At 61.5% G+C, this 13,663-nt stretch carries 11 protein-coding genes; 6 read left to right on the plus strand and 5 right to left on the minus strand.

What is annotated here, in order from left to right; genetic code table 11:
* Positions 1-79: 79 nt before the first annotated feature.
* From O6760_RS12500 to O6760_RS12510, 3 genes are read left to right on the plus strand one after another with little or no spacing between them, the layout of a single operon-like run.
* Positions 80-1,321, plus strand: coding sequence for a carbohydrate ABC transporter permease (locus O6760_RS12500; protein ID WP_442969874.1), 1,242 nt, complete (start codon positions 80-82; stop codon positions 1,319-1,321).
* Complete coding sequence (locus O6760_RS12505; RefSeq protein WP_269585687.1) at positions 1,321-2,577, plus strand: carbohydrate ABC transporter permease; 1,257 nt, start codon at positions 1,321-1,323, stop codon at positions 2,575-2,577. The genes O6760_RS12500 and O6760_RS12505 overlap by 1 nt, the downstream gene beginning before the upstream one ends.
* A gap of 33 nt (positions 2,578-2,610) precedes the next feature.
* A complete protein-coding gene (locus O6760_RS12510; RefSeq protein ID WP_269585688.1) occupies positions 2,611-3,702 on the plus strand; it encodes an ABC transporter ATP-binding protein in 1,092 nt (363 codons plus the stop codon).
* 226 nt (positions 3,703-3,928) lie between these two features.
* Here O6760_RS12510 and O6760_RS12515 read toward each other — a convergent pair whose 3' ends face one another.
* The 5 genes from O6760_RS12515 to O6760_RS12535 form a co-directional block, all read right to left on the minus strand.
* Positions 3,929-4,468, minus strand: a complete 540-nt coding sequence (locus tag O6760_RS12515) for a copper chaperone PCu(A)C (RefSeq protein ID WP_269585689.1) — start codon at positions 4,466-4,468, stop codon at positions 3,929-3,931.
* Between the two features lie 23 nt (positions 4,469-4,491).
* Positions 4,492-5,901 carry an FtsX-like permease family protein gene (locus O6760_RS12520; RefSeq protein ID WP_269585690.1) on the minus strand — a complete coding sequence of 470 codons (1,410 nt, stop codon included), beginning with the start codon at positions 5,899-5,901 and terminating at the stop codon, positions 4,492-4,494.
* Positions 5,807-6,487 (minus strand): ABC transporter ATP-binding protein, encoded by a 681-nt coding sequence (locus O6760_RS12525; RefSeq protein ID WP_269585691.1) that lies wholly within the window; start codon positions 6,485-6,487, stop codon positions 5,807-5,809. Before O6760_RS12525 ends, O6760_RS12520 begins: the two co-directional genes overlap by 95 nt.
* 8 nt (positions 6,488-6,495) lie before the next feature.
* Complete coding sequence (locus O6760_RS12530) at positions 6,496-6,936, minus strand: hypothetical protein (RefSeq protein WP_269585692.1); 441 nt, start codon at positions 6,934-6,936, stop codon at positions 6,496-6,498.
* Positions 6,937-7,045: 109 nt separating this feature from the next.
* Positions 7,046-8,533: an alkaline phosphatase gene (locus O6760_RS12535; protein ID WP_269585693.1), complete on the minus strand. Its 1,488-nt coding sequence runs from the start codon at positions 8,531-8,533 to the stop codon at positions 7,046-7,048.
* A gap of 464 nt (positions 8,534-8,997) precedes the next feature.
* Here O6760_RS12535 and O6760_RS12540 point away from each other — a divergent pair, with 464 nt between their 5' ends.
* From O6760_RS12540 to O6760_RS12550, 3 genes are all read left to right on the plus strand, one after another.
* Complete coding sequence (locus O6760_RS12540; RefSeq protein ID WP_269585694.1) at positions 8,998-9,786, plus strand: DeoR/GlpR family DNA-binding transcription regulator; 789 nt, start codon at positions 8,998-9,000, stop codon at positions 9,784-9,786.
* A gap of 252 nt (positions 9,787-10,038) precedes the next feature.
* On the plus strand, positions 10,039-10,956 hold the full coding sequence (locus O6760_RS12545) for a sugar kinase (RefSeq protein WP_269585695.1): 918 nt from the start codon (positions 10,039-10,041) through the stop codon (positions 10,954-10,956).
* A 212-nt stretch (positions 10,957-11,168) separates the two neighbouring features.
* A complete protein-coding gene (locus O6760_RS12550) occupies positions 11,169-13,601 on the plus strand; it encodes a methyl-accepting chemotaxis protein (RefSeq protein WP_269585696.1) in 2,433 nt (810 codons plus the stop codon).
* Positions 13,602-13,663: the final 62 nt, after the last annotated feature.

Here is a 13,663-nt window from a genome sequence, read left to right on the forward strand (position 1 = left end):
TCCAAATCAAAGTTCCTTAAGAGAGGGTCGCGTCCGGCCAGCCGGGCGTGCCTGATAATCAAATCGGGAGGGAACGGCCATGCTTACGGACAACCCGGCCTTATTGGGTCTCGTCACCATCGTTATCGGCGTTGGGGCGTGTCTCGGGTATTTCTTCTTTTCCAATGTCGTTCTCGACAGGGTGATCTTTCCGGCCGTCGGGCCGAATGCGGGGCGGAATATCAACCGGGCCAACATGGTGCGCCCGTGGCTGTTCCTGTTTCCGGCGATCTTCGCGCTGACGCTCTATCTCGCCTATCCGGTGTTCGAGACCCTGCGCCTGTCGCTGACAGACCGGTCGCTCGACGGCGCCTTTATCGGCTTCGAGAACTACCGCAAGATGATGAACGAGTCGAAGTTCTGGGAAGCCGTGCGCAACAACATGCTCTGGCTGATCGTCGTGCCGGCCGCGTCCACCGCCTTCGGGCTTCTGGTGGCGCAGCTGACCGACAGGATCAAATGGGGCAACCTGGCCAAGTCGCTTATCTTCATGCCGATGGCGATCTCGTTTGTCGGCGCCTCGGTGATCTTCAAGCTGATCTACGACACCCGTCCGGCGGACCAGAACCAGATCGGTGTCCTGAACGCGGTCTGGCTGAAATTCGACGGCGGCATCGGCTCGGTGCTGATGCTGCAGGTGTTGCCGACACTCATGTACCTGGCTTTCGCCGCCATCGTCGCCTATGTCGCCTGGCTGTTCGTCCGGGACATCGTCGCCAAGGGCCAGGACCGCTCGCCCTGGCTTCTGCCCCTGCGTCTTCTGGTGGCCGTCGCGGGCGTCTGGCTGATCTGGCTTTCGGTCAGCTCCGCGGTCGGCGTCTGGATCGTGGACCTGCCCTATGGCGAGCCGCAGACCTGGCTGACACTGTCCTTCTGGAACAACTTCTTCCTGATGGTGGTGCTGATCTGGATCCAGACAGGTTTTGCCATGGTGATCCTGTCCGCCGCGCTGCGCGGCATTCCGGAGGAAACCATCGAGGCGGCCATCATCGACGGGGCCAACCCGTTCCAGATCTTCTTCAAGATCAAGGTGCCGCAGATCATGGGCACGATCGTGGTCGTCTGGACGACGATCACGCTGACGGTGCTCAAGGTGTTCGACATCGTCTTCGCCATGACCAACGGCCAGTGGGAAACCCAGGTCCTGGCCAATTATATGTATGACAAGCTCTTCCGCGCCAACGACTGGGGCATCGGCTCCGCCAGTGCCATCATCATCATGCTGCTGGTGACACCGATCCTTGTCTGGAACGTCTACAATGCCCGGAAGGAGATGAAATAATGGCCAGTATCGCCGGTAAAAAGTCCGGGCTCACCTGGGCCGTTCATCTTTCCGTCGCCGCGCTCGTGTTGTTGTGGCTGTTTCCAACCGTCGGCCTGTTCGTGTCATCGTTCCGCTCCGCCGACCAGATCTCGAGCTCCGGCTGGTGGGCGGCGCTGTTCCCGTCGGAACAGAACGAGGTCTACCGCACCACCGATCCCGACGACACGCGTGTGGCCGACGGCGACATGTTTGTCGTCACGGGTAATATTTTCGAAGGCGCACCGCGTGACATCAAGGCCTGGGGCGTCTCCTCGCGCGATGTCGCCGCCTATCAGCCCGGCGAGACCGCCGAGCTGAAGGGGGGGGAAAGCGTGACCTTGCAGCCGGACGGCAATTACGTGTGGCGCGGCAATGACAAGCAGATCTCCGGCCGCGGCCAGCGGATCTTCATCACGGCGACCGTGCCGCCGGAATTCTCGCTGGAGAATTATGCGACCATCCTGTTTTCCGGTTCCGGCCAGGACAACATGGCCAAGGCGTTTTTCAACACGCTGACCGTGACCATCCCGGCGACCATCATCCCGATCGTGATCGCGGCCTTTGCCGCCTATGCACTGGCCTGGATGGATTTCCGTGGAAGAGCGCTGCTGATCGCGGTGGTCGTGGCTTTGCTGGTGGTGCCCTTGCAGCTTGCCCTGATCCCGTTGCTTACCTTGCATGGTCAGATTGCGGAGTTGGTTGTGTCCTTCTTAGGTCAACCAGACCCAAGTAACCTCCGAGTGCTGGCAGAGCCCAATGCCCTAGGCAGACTATTGGGCTTCGAGCCAGGCGATGCCGTCAGTGCAAAAGGTTATCTCGGGGTCTGGATGGCGCATACGGCCTTCGGCATGCCGCTGGCGATCTATCTCTTGCGCAACTACATGGTCGGTCTGCCGCGGGACATCATCGAAAACGCCAAGGTCGACGGGGCGACGGATTTCCAGATCTTCACACGGATCATCCTGCCGCTCAGCTTCCCGGCACTGGCCTCCTTCGCGATCTTCCAGTTCCTGTGGACCTGGAACGATCTCCTGGTGGCCAAGGTGTTCCTGATCGATAGCACCGGCTCGACCACGGTGATGACCAACCAGATCGTGGAGCTCCTCGGAACACGCGGCGGCAACTGGGAAATCCTGGCTACGGCGGCGTTTGTCTCCATTGCGGTGCCGCTGGCGGTGTTCTTCCTGATGCAACGCTATCTCGTACGCGGGCTTCTCGCGGGATCGGTCAAATAACATGAACATAATCAAAAATTGGGAGCAGCCGGCATGACATCCCTGTCCTTGAAAAATGTCTGCAAGTCCTACGGGACCGTCGAAGTTCTGCGCGATATCAACCTGGACATCGAGGCGGGCGAGCTGATCGTCTTTGTCGGGCCGTCCGGCTGCGGAAAATCGACCCTGTTGCGCATGATCGCCGGTCTTGAGAAGATCACCGGCGGCACGCTCGAGATCGACGGCATGGTCGTCAACGACGTGCCGCCGGCACAGCGCGGCATCGCCATGGTGTTCCAGTCCTATGCGCTTTATCCGCACATGACCGTCTACGACAACATGGCCTTCGCGCTGAAACTGGCGGGCAAGTCCAAGGCGGAGATCGACACGGCGGTGCGCGCGGCGGCGGACCGGCTGCAGCTGACGCAGTATCTCGACCGGTTGCCGAAAGCCCTTTCCGGCGGCCAGCGCCAGCGTGTTGCCATCGGCCGTTCGATCGTCCGGGATCCGAAAGTGTTCCTGTTCGACGAACCGCTGTCCAACCTCGATGCGGCCCTGCGTGTCGCGACCCGGATCGAGATCGCCCAGCTCAAGGAAAGCATGCCCGAAAGCACGATGGTCTATGTCACCCACGACCAGGTGGAAGCCATGACGCTTGCCAGCCGGATCGTGGTGCTTCATGGCGGCGATGTCGAGCAGTTCGGCGCGCCGCTGGAGCTCTATGAGCGTCCGGCCAATACCTTTGTCGCCCAGTTCATCGGCTCGCCCGCCATGAACCTGATCGAGGCCAAGGTGACCGCGACAGGTGACCGGACTTCGGTGGTCATGTCCGATGGCGGCCACGCCGACGTGCCGATTGCCTCGCTGGGCAGCGACAAGGACCAGACCGTCAAGCTGGGCGTGCGTCCGGAGGACCTGACGGTCACGGACAGCGACGACTTCCTGGTGTCGGCGGACGTCGAGATCGTCGAGGCGCTGGGCGAGACCACGGTGCTCTATTTCAAGGCCCAGAACGGCGACCCGGGCCTGATCGCGAAATTGCCCGGCATCCACCAGATCGCGAGAGGCACCAATGTGCGCCTGACGGCGGCCGCCGACAAGCTGCATCTCTTCGACAGCAACGGCAAATCGTTCCTGTACAGGTAAACCGGCGCTGCATTGATTTTCCGGAACCCCCCACCCCTAACCCCTCCCCACAAGGGGGAGGGGGACTGGGAAGCGCCGTTTCATTCATTTTGCGACAGGCACAGGACGCGCATACTGCCGCTTGTTCTGATGAGGCGACATTCGTCTCCCTCCCCCTTGTGGGGAGGGAACAAGGGTGGGGGTAATTACAGCAATCGTGCTTTGCAGAGGCAACGGTCCCTAAAAATCAGTGCTGGTGCCCGGCATGGCTGTGCCGGGTGGCGTTCGCGGCCTCGACCTGGACGGGCATGTCGACATGGCCGAAATCGAATTCCAGTTCGATCTCGAATGTGTCTCCTTTTTCAAATGCCTGTTTCAGGCCGGTGAGACGCAGGGCGAGGCCGTTGGGGGCAAGGACCAGGTCCTTGCCAGGTTTGACCGGCACGGAGGGAAGGGGGACATAGGCCGCTTCGCCGTCGGTCATCTGGAACCCGACCAGCTCGACCATGTCGGCCATTTCGGTTTCGGCGCCAAGGAAGCGGACCACTGCGTCCGAACCGTTTTCAATCTCGACAAAAAGCAGGGCTTCCTTGTCGGAAGTTGCCGGTATCCAGGCATGCAGGGCGGTCACGCCATTGGCACCGCCCTTGTGATCCGGGTGTTCCTGATAGTCGCCGTCATGAGGCTTCTCGTGAGCATGGTCCTTCGAGACCGCGTGCGTGTCGGAGGCCGGGGCGGGCTGTGCAAACAGGAGCAATACTGGCAGCAGCAGGACGAAGACGCGCATGGAAGAAACTCCGGGAGAACAGATCAGGCGCGCAGATCTGTAATGATATTCCGTGTCATTGCCATGAAGGCGGGTAGCAGGGCGAGCAGCACGGTGAAGCTGACAAAACCCGCGATCAGGTGGAATTCCGGCCAGTCGAGTGTGGCCGTCACGAGAATGTCGGTGCGGGCCGTCACCACCTTCGAGACAGCACCCACGGCTACCCAGCCGACGGCAAGGCCGGCAAGCGCACCGGCGGCGATCAGCGTGGCCGCGTAGGCCCAGACAACAGCGAAGACGAACCGGCCGGGCGCGCCGAGGGCGCGCAGCAGCGCCAGCCGTCTGGCAAACAGCCGCGCCAGCACGATCAGTCCCGTCAGGACACCGGCGGTCACCAGGACCTGGGTCAGGACGGCCATGACCGACATGACCTGACGGACATCGCCCATCAGGGAATGAAGCTGGGCCAGCACCGCACCGGGAAAAAAAGCCATCATGTCGTCGCGGGTGAAGTCCGAGCGCAGGGCGTAATTCGCCCAGAGCGCCTCCGCGCGCACGAGGATGGCGGGTGTTCCGGGAAAATAGTCCTTGTCGAAAGGCGGTCCGATCTGTGTGCGTCGCTCCGGTGCATGACCGTTCATCAGTCCATGCACCTTCCAGACGCTCTCGACAGGCACAAGGATCGCACGGTCCCAGGGGCTGCCGGTCGGCGGCATCCTGCCGACAATGGTCAGCGCCGCGCCGGCATGGGCGTCATTCTCGGCGGCGTCGCCAACTCCGTGGGCCGGTTCGAACCGGGCGCCGAGGTCGAGCGTCACCGCGGAGCCGGCGACCGCTTCCGTCGTCGACTGAAACAGCCGGCCTGCCTCGAGGCCGCCGGTCAGGTGTTGGATGAAATCTGCGGTGGTGCCGACGACGGGCGATCCCCGGAAACTGTCCCCGAAGGCGAGCGGGGCGGCAAGGTCGACGCTGTCATGGGTGGCAATCTCGTGAAAGGCTTCGCCACCCAGCAACGGGACGTCGCTCGGCTGCAGGTAGACGGCGGCGAACATCATGGTGATCTCGCTGCCGGGGGCGGCGACAATCAGGTCGAACTTGTCGGCGGCCCGGGCCGTGCCTTTCCTGAGGCCCCTTTCCTGCGCGATCAGGCCGACGCCGATGCCGACCGAGATTGCGATCAGGAGAACAAAGGTCAGGTTGGTCCACCGGTAACGCCAGAGCAGCGCGCCCACCAGTGCCAGTGGCCGGAAACCCCACAACACGGCGACACCCGCGAACAGTGCCGGAGCCAGCAAAAGGAGCAGCCACAGGCTGTCCTGGGCAAGCGGCGACAGGGAATGCCAGGCGTTCGTGATCAGGTCAGGCACCGGTTGCCTCGCCCACAAGGCGGCCGTCGGCGATGTCGACGACACGGTCCATGTGTTCCAGAAGATGAGCGTCGTGGCTGACGGCAATCAGGGTCTTCCTTTCCGTGCGTGCCAGATCGATCAGGTCGCAGATCAGTGCGTCCGCCGTGGTGCGGTCGAGGCTGGCGGTCGGTTCGTCCGCCAGGATGATGGCCGGATCGTGGGCAAGGGCCCGCGCGATCGCCGTGCGTTGCCGTTCGCCGCCGGAAAAACTGTCGACCGTGCGCCTGTCCTTCGGGACATGGAGCCGCTCGAGACACCGCTGCGCCGTCTGCCGGATCGACCGGCGCTTGTCCGCGCCGTTGAAGGCGGTCGCGAGCGTGGCATTGCCGAATGCACCGAGTTCCTCGAAGAGAAGGAAATCCTGGAAGATCATGCCGATATTTTCACGGCGAAAGCGGGCGCGTGCGCTGTCGCCCAGCCGGACAAGATCTGTCCCCTGCCAGGAAACCTGGCCGGTCATTGCAGGCTGCAGGCCGGCAAGCGCGTAGAGAAAGGTCGACTTTCCGGCACCGGAAGGCCCGCGCAACCCGATGGCTTCTCCCGGTCCTGCGGCGAACCGGCCGCAGGCCAGCAGGGTGCGGCCCCGCGGGGATTTGACCGTCAGGTCTTCAATGCTCAGGGAAAGGGTCATCTGCCGGTTCACACCAGCCCGTAGACGGAATCGACCAGACGCACGCGGCTGACGAAGCCGGTGTCCGGGTCCTTGAAGCTGCCGAGTTCCAGAACGCCGCTGGTTTCGATCTTCCGGTTGAAGGAGATCACTTCCACCGTGCGCTTGGTGTAGATCGCCAGAATGTCGTCCGGCCATTCCGCCTCGGTTTCGCAGAAGGGGCAGACGGCCAAGGGCTTCTTTGTCAGAACGAAGAAACGGATTTCCGCCTTCAGCGGTGGCGCCATGAATCCGTCAACGGTGATCCGCCGGCCTTCAAGCGATTTGGCGAGATCGGAGAAACTCCGGTCCTTGTTGTAGAGCGCGCGCAGCTTCAGCGGTTCGCCGGAGGCCTTGGCGGACCCGGGAATGCCGAAACCCGCCGACACGCCGAAGGCCAGGCCGGAGATTAGAAGCTGTCTGCGATCCATGCCGGTCTCCAGTTTGAGCTCTTTTCGCGTCTCGTCATGACGCTGCCGGGTGACGGAAAGGAGAAAGGCCCGCGGCGGGGCGGGCCTTTCCGGTTCTGGGCGATGCCGGTTATTCGGCGGTCGCGGCGTGGTGCATGACGTGGAAAACGAAGTTCTGTTCCACGGTGCCGTTCAAAAGATGCGCAAACGGGCCCTTGGCGTAGATCGCGACGTCCTCGCCGGAATGGGTTTCGGAGGACATCGGGATCAGCGCCTGCTGGACATAGTCCATATCGGTGGCTTCTTCCTGGGTCAGGGTCGGCCGGGTGCCGAACCAGTCCTGGTCTTCCGTCAGGATGGTGCCCGTTCCGTTGAGGTAGCCAACCGTGGTGTAGGGCTTTTCGTCCGCTGCCAGGTTCGGCTCGTCCAGGGCTTCGATGCCGGCCGGGTTGATCTTCATGGACAGGCCCAGGATGTCGGAGCCGCGGCCCGCATAACCCTGGAAGGCAATCGCATGTTCGTGGTCGGCGGTGACGATGATCAGCGTGTCTTCGTCGTCGGTCAGTTCATCGGCCTTGGCGACCGCTTCGGCAAAGGCGACGCCATCACGAACGACGCGGGCTAGGTTGCCGTCGTGGTTGGCGTGATCGACACGACCGGCCTCGACAGTCAGGAAAAAGCCTTCCTCGTTGTTCCGAAGCGCCTTGATGGCCGCTTCCGTCATTTCGGCAAGGCTCGGCTCGCCGGTGCGGTCGGCCTCGTATTTCATGTGCGAGGATTCGAACAGGCCGACCAGCGGAGTGCCGTCCAGCCTGGCCGCCCTGAACGTCTCATCGTCATGGACGTACTGGGCGCCGGCGGTCTTCACCTCCTCGATGAGGTTCTTGCCGTCCGTGCGTTTGCCGGCCTTGCCTTCCTCGTCGGTGACGTCCTTCGGGATGAAGTGACGGCGGCCGCCGCCAAGAGCAACGTCAACACGGCCAGCCTTGACGGCTTCGATCATCTGGGTGGCGATGTCCGGGACCTGGCAACCTTCCGGCAGCTTGCTGTCGTCTTCAAAATTGCGGTCGGCGGAATGTGCGTAGGCCGATGCCGGGGTGGCATGGGTCAGGCGCGCGGTCGAGACCACGCCGACGGACTTGCCCATGGCGGAGTAGATTTCGGCAGCGTTGACGACGGTTGCCCCTTCGACCTGTGAGCAGTCGCCCCGGTTCAGCGTCTCATCGACGCCGATCACGCCGGCCTTGGTCTTCACGCCGGAGTGCATCGCGGTGCCTGTGCCGGCAGAATCCGGTGTCTGGGCATTGACGTTGTAGGTCTTTGCCAGAGCCAGGTGCGGGAACGTCTCGTGGTGCAGGACGTGTTCGTCGCCGTAATTGCCGTTCTGCTGGCCATCGAACAGGCGGGTGGCGTAGTTGGTGCCGACACCATTGCCGTCCGCGATCAGGATGATCACGTTTTTGGCCTTGTTGGTGTTCGGCTGGACGGCGGCTTTCGCCTCCAGCTGAGCCTGTGCGGCGGTGAACCAGTCGTTGTCCTGCTGCGGCAGGGCGTCCTGGGCGACGGCGACGGAGCCGGTGAGGGCCAGCGCCAGCGTTGAGCTAATAATCGTTTTCATGACATCTCCCGATGGTGTGGGGGAACCCGGGAGTTACTTAGGAAGGGTGCATGACAATCGATTGACAGTTGGATGACGAAGTGAAGTCGGAGGTGTGCGCCCGCGCCATGCCTGGTCCGATTTTGTATCCGCACGGTAGCTGGCTTAAGCGGTCGGCCGACAGAAATCTTCCGAATTGTGGCGTCTTTTCAATGATCCGGACGGGCAATCGCCTCGCCTGGAAACTTTCAAAGGCCCTCTCGGACGCAAGGAATTTTCAAATCTTTTTCGCTTTTACGGTGCCGTGTTGCACCACCAGCTTTCTCCATTTGTCATATCATGTTCATATGAGCGTCGAGTAAGGTTCATATGAACATGATTTAACCGGGTTTCGAAGACAGGTTTTTGCGAGTCAACAAGATGCCCTGGAAACAAACGGGCTTTGGCCGCGGCCGCAGCAATTGGATGATGTCGGATCAATTAACATGCTTGGGCAAATAGAAATTTCAAAACGTCAGGCTGAAATCGCGGATCTGGTGCAGTTGGCCGGATTTGCCTCTGTCGAGGAGCTGGCGGAGCGATTCGATGTCACGACGCAGACCATACGACGGGACGTGAACAAATTGTGCGAGCTTGGTGTCCTGCGCCGCACCCATGGCGGCGTCGAACCGCCTGCCCCGGCTTCCAACATCCACTATTCAACCCGCCAGATTCTCAACCTCCCTGAAAAACAACTGATTGCGAAGCTTGTCGCCGGGCATGTGGACAACAACCAGTCGCTGGCCTTTTCCATCGGCACGACCCCGGAAATCGTCATGCAGGCGCTGACCGGCCACGACAGGCTGGCCGTCTTTACCAACAATCTGAACGTCGCCTTCTCGGCTTCGGGCAACCCGTCCTTCCAGGTCACCATCACGGGCGGCCGCCTGCGCCATGGGGACCGGGACGTCCTGGGCTCCGCGGCACAGGCGTTCTTCGCCAATTACAAGGTCGATATCGGTATCTTCGGCGTCGCGGGCGTCGATGAGGACGGCACGCTGCTCGACTTTCACGAGGACGAGGTTGCCGCGCGCCAGTCGATCCTTGCCAATTGCCGGAAATCCTACCTGGTGCTCGACCACAGCAAGTTCGGGCGCAGTGCACATGTGCGCGGCGGGCATCTTGCCGATGTCGACGCGATCTTCACCGACCGGCCGGTGCCGGCCGGCTATCTTGCCGCGCTCGAAGGCGCGAACACCGAGGTGTTCGTTGCGGACGAGGGAAGCGGCGCGTAAACGCCATCGTCTCACCGACCAGCTCGCGAAGAGCTTCGTGCGCTCCGGCATGAAGCTGCCAAAAATTTTTCTGCGACCGCCGCAAGGCGGCTTTCCGCGCTTTTGAAGAATGCCAAACCGCTTTGGCCGACGGCATTGGACTTTGGGCCGATTTCTCAAGCCGAGTGATCTATGCTAATGGATTTAAATCGCTGATTTCTGCGGAATGTCCGCCTTTAGTTTTTCCGGTCCGCAAACCTCTAGGAGCGCCCCTTGTCGACACAGTTTCTGGCCATTGGAGAATGTATGGTTGAAATGGCGCCGACAGGAGACGGCACCTTTGCCATGGGCTTTGCCGGCGACACGCTGAACACGGCCTGGTATGCGCGCAAATGCCTGCCACCGAACTGGACCGTCGGCTATTACACCGCCGTCGGTGAGGACAATGTCTCCGACCAGATGCTGTCCTTCCTGAAAGGATCGGATATCGATACGTCCGCGATCCAGAAGCGGGACGACCGCACCGTCGGCCTCTACATAATCCAGCTGAAGGACGGAGAACGCAGCTTCGCCTATTGGCGCTCTCAGTCGGCTGCCCGTTGCCTGGCGAGTGACCGGGCGCATCTTGAGCGCGTTCTGGGCCGGGCAGGCCTGATCTATTTCAGTGGAATCACCCTGGCGATCCTGCCGGACGAAGACCGCACGGCGTTTCTGGACGCCTTGCGCAAGGCGCGCTCGAACGGCGCAAGGGTGGCGTTCGATCCCAACCTGCGGCCCCGCCTGTGGGAAGACGCGGACACGATGCGTGCCTGTGTCACCGAGGCGGCCGGACTGTGCGATTTCGTCATGCCGTCCTTCGAGGACGAGCTGGCGCATTTCTCCGATCCCGCGCCCGATGTCAGCGCCGACCGGTATCTTGCTGCCGGTGCCGGCATGGTGGTGGTCAAGAACGGTCCGGAGGAAGTGATCTGCGCGACGGCAGGGAGCCGACAGACCTTTCAGCCCAAACCCGTGTCCGGCATTGTTGATACAACGGCGGCCGGCGACAGTTTCAACGCCGCTTTCCTGGCTGAGTTCCTGATCTCCGGCGATGTCGCCAAAAGCGTGGACGCAGGTGCCGGCCTTGCGGGCAGGGTGATCCGGCATCGCGGTGCGCTGGTGGATTGCCTGGAGCCCGCCCAGGCCACGTGACGGCCGGTTGCAGGCAGGCAACTGCGTTCTGATTCGAGTTCCGGAAAACCTCATTGTAATAAATATCAATAAGTTTTCATTGGTCTTTTCGAGTTTCGTCCGTAGAATTACCTTCTATTTACTTTAGGTGATGCAGTTAAGATTTCATTGGTCTCTTCTTCCTATTTTTAAAGACATGTTGCGGGATTTGCCGTGTCTTCTGGGGGAAGCGGATGTTTTCGGAAATGCGCCTGTCTAAAAAAATTCCGGCACTGGTGGTCGGTGCGGCCGCGATTGTCGGTATCGGAATTGGAATTTCCAGTTATTTCACCTCTGTCAGCAGCATCAACCAGTTGACGGAAGAACGCCTGAAGGCGGCTGCCGAGACCGGCAAGGACGAAACGCTGGCCTACCTGCAGGCAATCGAACGGGAGTTGATCCTGACCGCAGGGCATCCGGGTACCGCGGCGGCGGTCCAGGAATTTGCCAATGTCTGGAACTTCTGGAAGATGTCCGGCGGTGATCCGGAACCGACCCTGCAGGCCGCCTATATCACGGACAATCCACATCCGACCGGCGAGAAGCACCTGCTTGACCGGGCCGATACCGGGTCGGCCTATGACGACGTGCACGCGAAATATCACCCCTGGTTTCGCAATCTTCAGCAGGACCAGGGTTATTATGACGTCTTCCTGTTCGATACGGACGGCAACCTGGTCTATTCCGTGTTCAAGGAACTGGACTACGCAACGAACTTCCAGGCTGACGGCGGCAAGTGGGCCGCGACGGACCTCGGGGAAGTCTTCCGCAAGGCGATGAAGATCACCGGCGATGAGACAGTGGCGTTTGAAGACTTTGCGCCCTACGGCCCGAGCTTTGATGCGCCCGCCAGCTTCATTGCCTATCCCATCCGCGACGACGGCAATGTGGTCGGCGTGCTGGCGTTCCAGATGCCCGTGGACAAGATCAACGCGTTGATGCGCCACGATCTGGGTCTTGGAGACACCGGTGAACTTGCCCTGATCGGTCAAGACCGGCTGATGCGCAACGACACCGAATATACCCGGGACCTGAACGACATTCTGGCGACAAGGCTGGAAAGCCCGGTGGTCGAGGCGGCATTCGCGCAAGGCGAAGCCTTCGGTTTCGACACTCTGCACCGGGATGAAAAACTGGATATCTCGGCTGTCAGTTTTGATTATCACGGCAGCAAGTTTGCCGTTGTCGCGATGCAGTCTTACGAAGAAGCGATTGCGCCGGTCCTGGCCATGCGCAACCGGATGCTGATCGCAGGCATCGCCCTCCTGGCAATTGCTGCCATTGTCGGGCTGTTCGCGGCACGTGCGATTACCGGCAAGATCAACGTGCTTGTCGACGCCATGAGCCGTCTCGCGGGCGGAGACACCAAGGTGGAAACGGCGGACGCCAGCCGCAAAGACGAAATCGGCGACATGTTCAAGGCGGTTGACGTTTTCAAGGAAAACACGATCCAGCGCATGGAACTTGAAAATCATGCCAGGGGCGAGCGAGACAGGGAGCGTCAGCGCCAGGCCTTCCTGGAAAACCTGATCAAGGACTTCAAGACGATCATGTCGGATCGGCTGGCGACCGTCAGCGACCAGATGGGACGCATGCGCGAGGCGGCGCATACGCTGGAAGAGCTGGCCGCCAATGCCAAGTCGGAATCCGACACGGCCGGTCACGCGTCAAGCAGTGCGTCCGAAAACGTCGCCGCCGTCGCCGCGGCCACGGAAGAGATGACGGCATCCGTCCAGGAGATCGCCAGCCAGACCGAGGCGACCACCCGGATTGTCATGGAAACGGTGGAAGCGGCCGAGGCGACCAACCGCAATGTCCAGACCCTGTCGGAATCCGCGGAGCATATCGGCAGCGTCGTCAACCTGATCCGCGACATCGCCGAACAGACCAACCTTCTGGCGCTGAACGCAACCATCGAGGCGGCGCGCGCCGGCGAGGCGGGCCGGGGTTTTGCCGTTGTGGCCTCCGAGGTCAAGGAACTGGCGGAGCAGACCTCTAAGGCAACGGACGAGATTTCCGGGCGCATCACCGGCATCCAGACGTCCGTCAAGGATGCCGCGGGCGCGATCGAGCACATCGCGGATAAGGTTTCGGAGATCAAGAACCTGACCAGCTCGGTCGCCGGAGCCATCGAGGAACAGCGGGCCGCCAACCAGGAAATCGCCCGTTCCGCAAGATCGGCCAGCGACAGCACCGGCGAGGCGGCAGGCAGCATGTCGACCGTGTCGAGCGCGGTTGTCCAGACCTCCGAGGAGGCCGGAGCCGTCAACACTGCTTCCAACATGGTGTCGGATGCCAGCAGCAGCCTGGCCGAGGAAGTCGAGAAGTTCCTTGCGGACGTCACCAAGGATGTCGAAGACCGCCGTAGGTCATCGCGCAAGGCAATCTCCGAGGATGTCACCATCACCTTCGCGAGCGGCGTCCGGCGTACGGCGCAGTTGATCGACGTCAGCGTTACCGGTGCGCAGATCCTCGACATGCATGATGTGCCCTTGGGCGAGAAGATGACGCTGGAATTCCTGGATGGAATGGTGCTCCACGGGACCGTCGTGCGTGAGACGGGGTCGGGTTGCGGGGTGGAATTCGCGGACCGGTTGCCGGACGACCACATCCTGATCGCCGCCTGACCACGGCTGTATCCGAAACGCAAAAAAGGCGCTCCGGCGCCTTTTTTCATTTTGTATGCGGG

Origin of the sequence: Roseibium sp. Sym1, assembly GCF_027359675.1 — a bacterium.
GTDB lineage: Bacteria > Pseudomonadota > Alphaproteobacteria > Rhizobiales > Stappiaceae > Roseibium.

Excerpts from the sequence above, each read along its gene's own strand:
- O6760_RS12500 (WP_442969874.1), top strand. The coding sequence starts at position 80 with ATGCTTACGGACAACCCGGCCTTATTGGGTCTCGTCACCATCGTTATC.
- O6760_RS12505 (WP_269585687.1), top strand. The coding sequence starts at position 1,321 with ATGGCCAGTATCGCCGGTAAAAAGTCCGGGCTCACCTGGGCCGTTCAT.
- O6760_RS12510 (WP_269585688.1), top strand. The coding sequence starts at position 2,611 with ATGACATCCCTGTCCTTGAAAAATGTCTGCAAGTCCTACGGGACCGTC.
- O6760_RS12515 (WP_269585689.1), bottom strand. The coding sequence starts at position 4,468 with ATGCGCGTCTTCGTCCTGCTGCTGCCAGTATTGCTCCTGTTTGCACAG.
- O6760_RS12525 (WP_269585691.1), bottom strand. The coding sequence starts at position 6,487 with ATGACCCTTTCCCTGAGCATTGAAGACCTGACGGTCAAATCCCCGCGG.
- O6760_RS12530 (WP_269585692.1), bottom strand. The coding sequence starts at position 6,936 with ATGGATCGCAGACAGCTTCTAATCTCCGGCCTGGCCTTCGGCGTGTCG.
- O6760_RS12535 (WP_269585693.1), bottom strand. The coding sequence starts at position 8,533 with ATGAAAACGATTATTAGCTCAACGCTGGCGCTGGCCCTCACCGGCTCC.
- O6760_RS12540 (WP_269585694.1), top strand. The coding sequence starts at position 8,998 with ATGCTTGGGCAAATAGAAATTTCAAAACGTCAGGCTGAAATCGCGGAT.
- O6760_RS12550 (WP_269585696.1), top strand. The coding sequence starts at position 11,169 with ATGTTTTCGGAAATGCGCCTGTCTAAAAAAATTCCGGCACTGGTGGTC.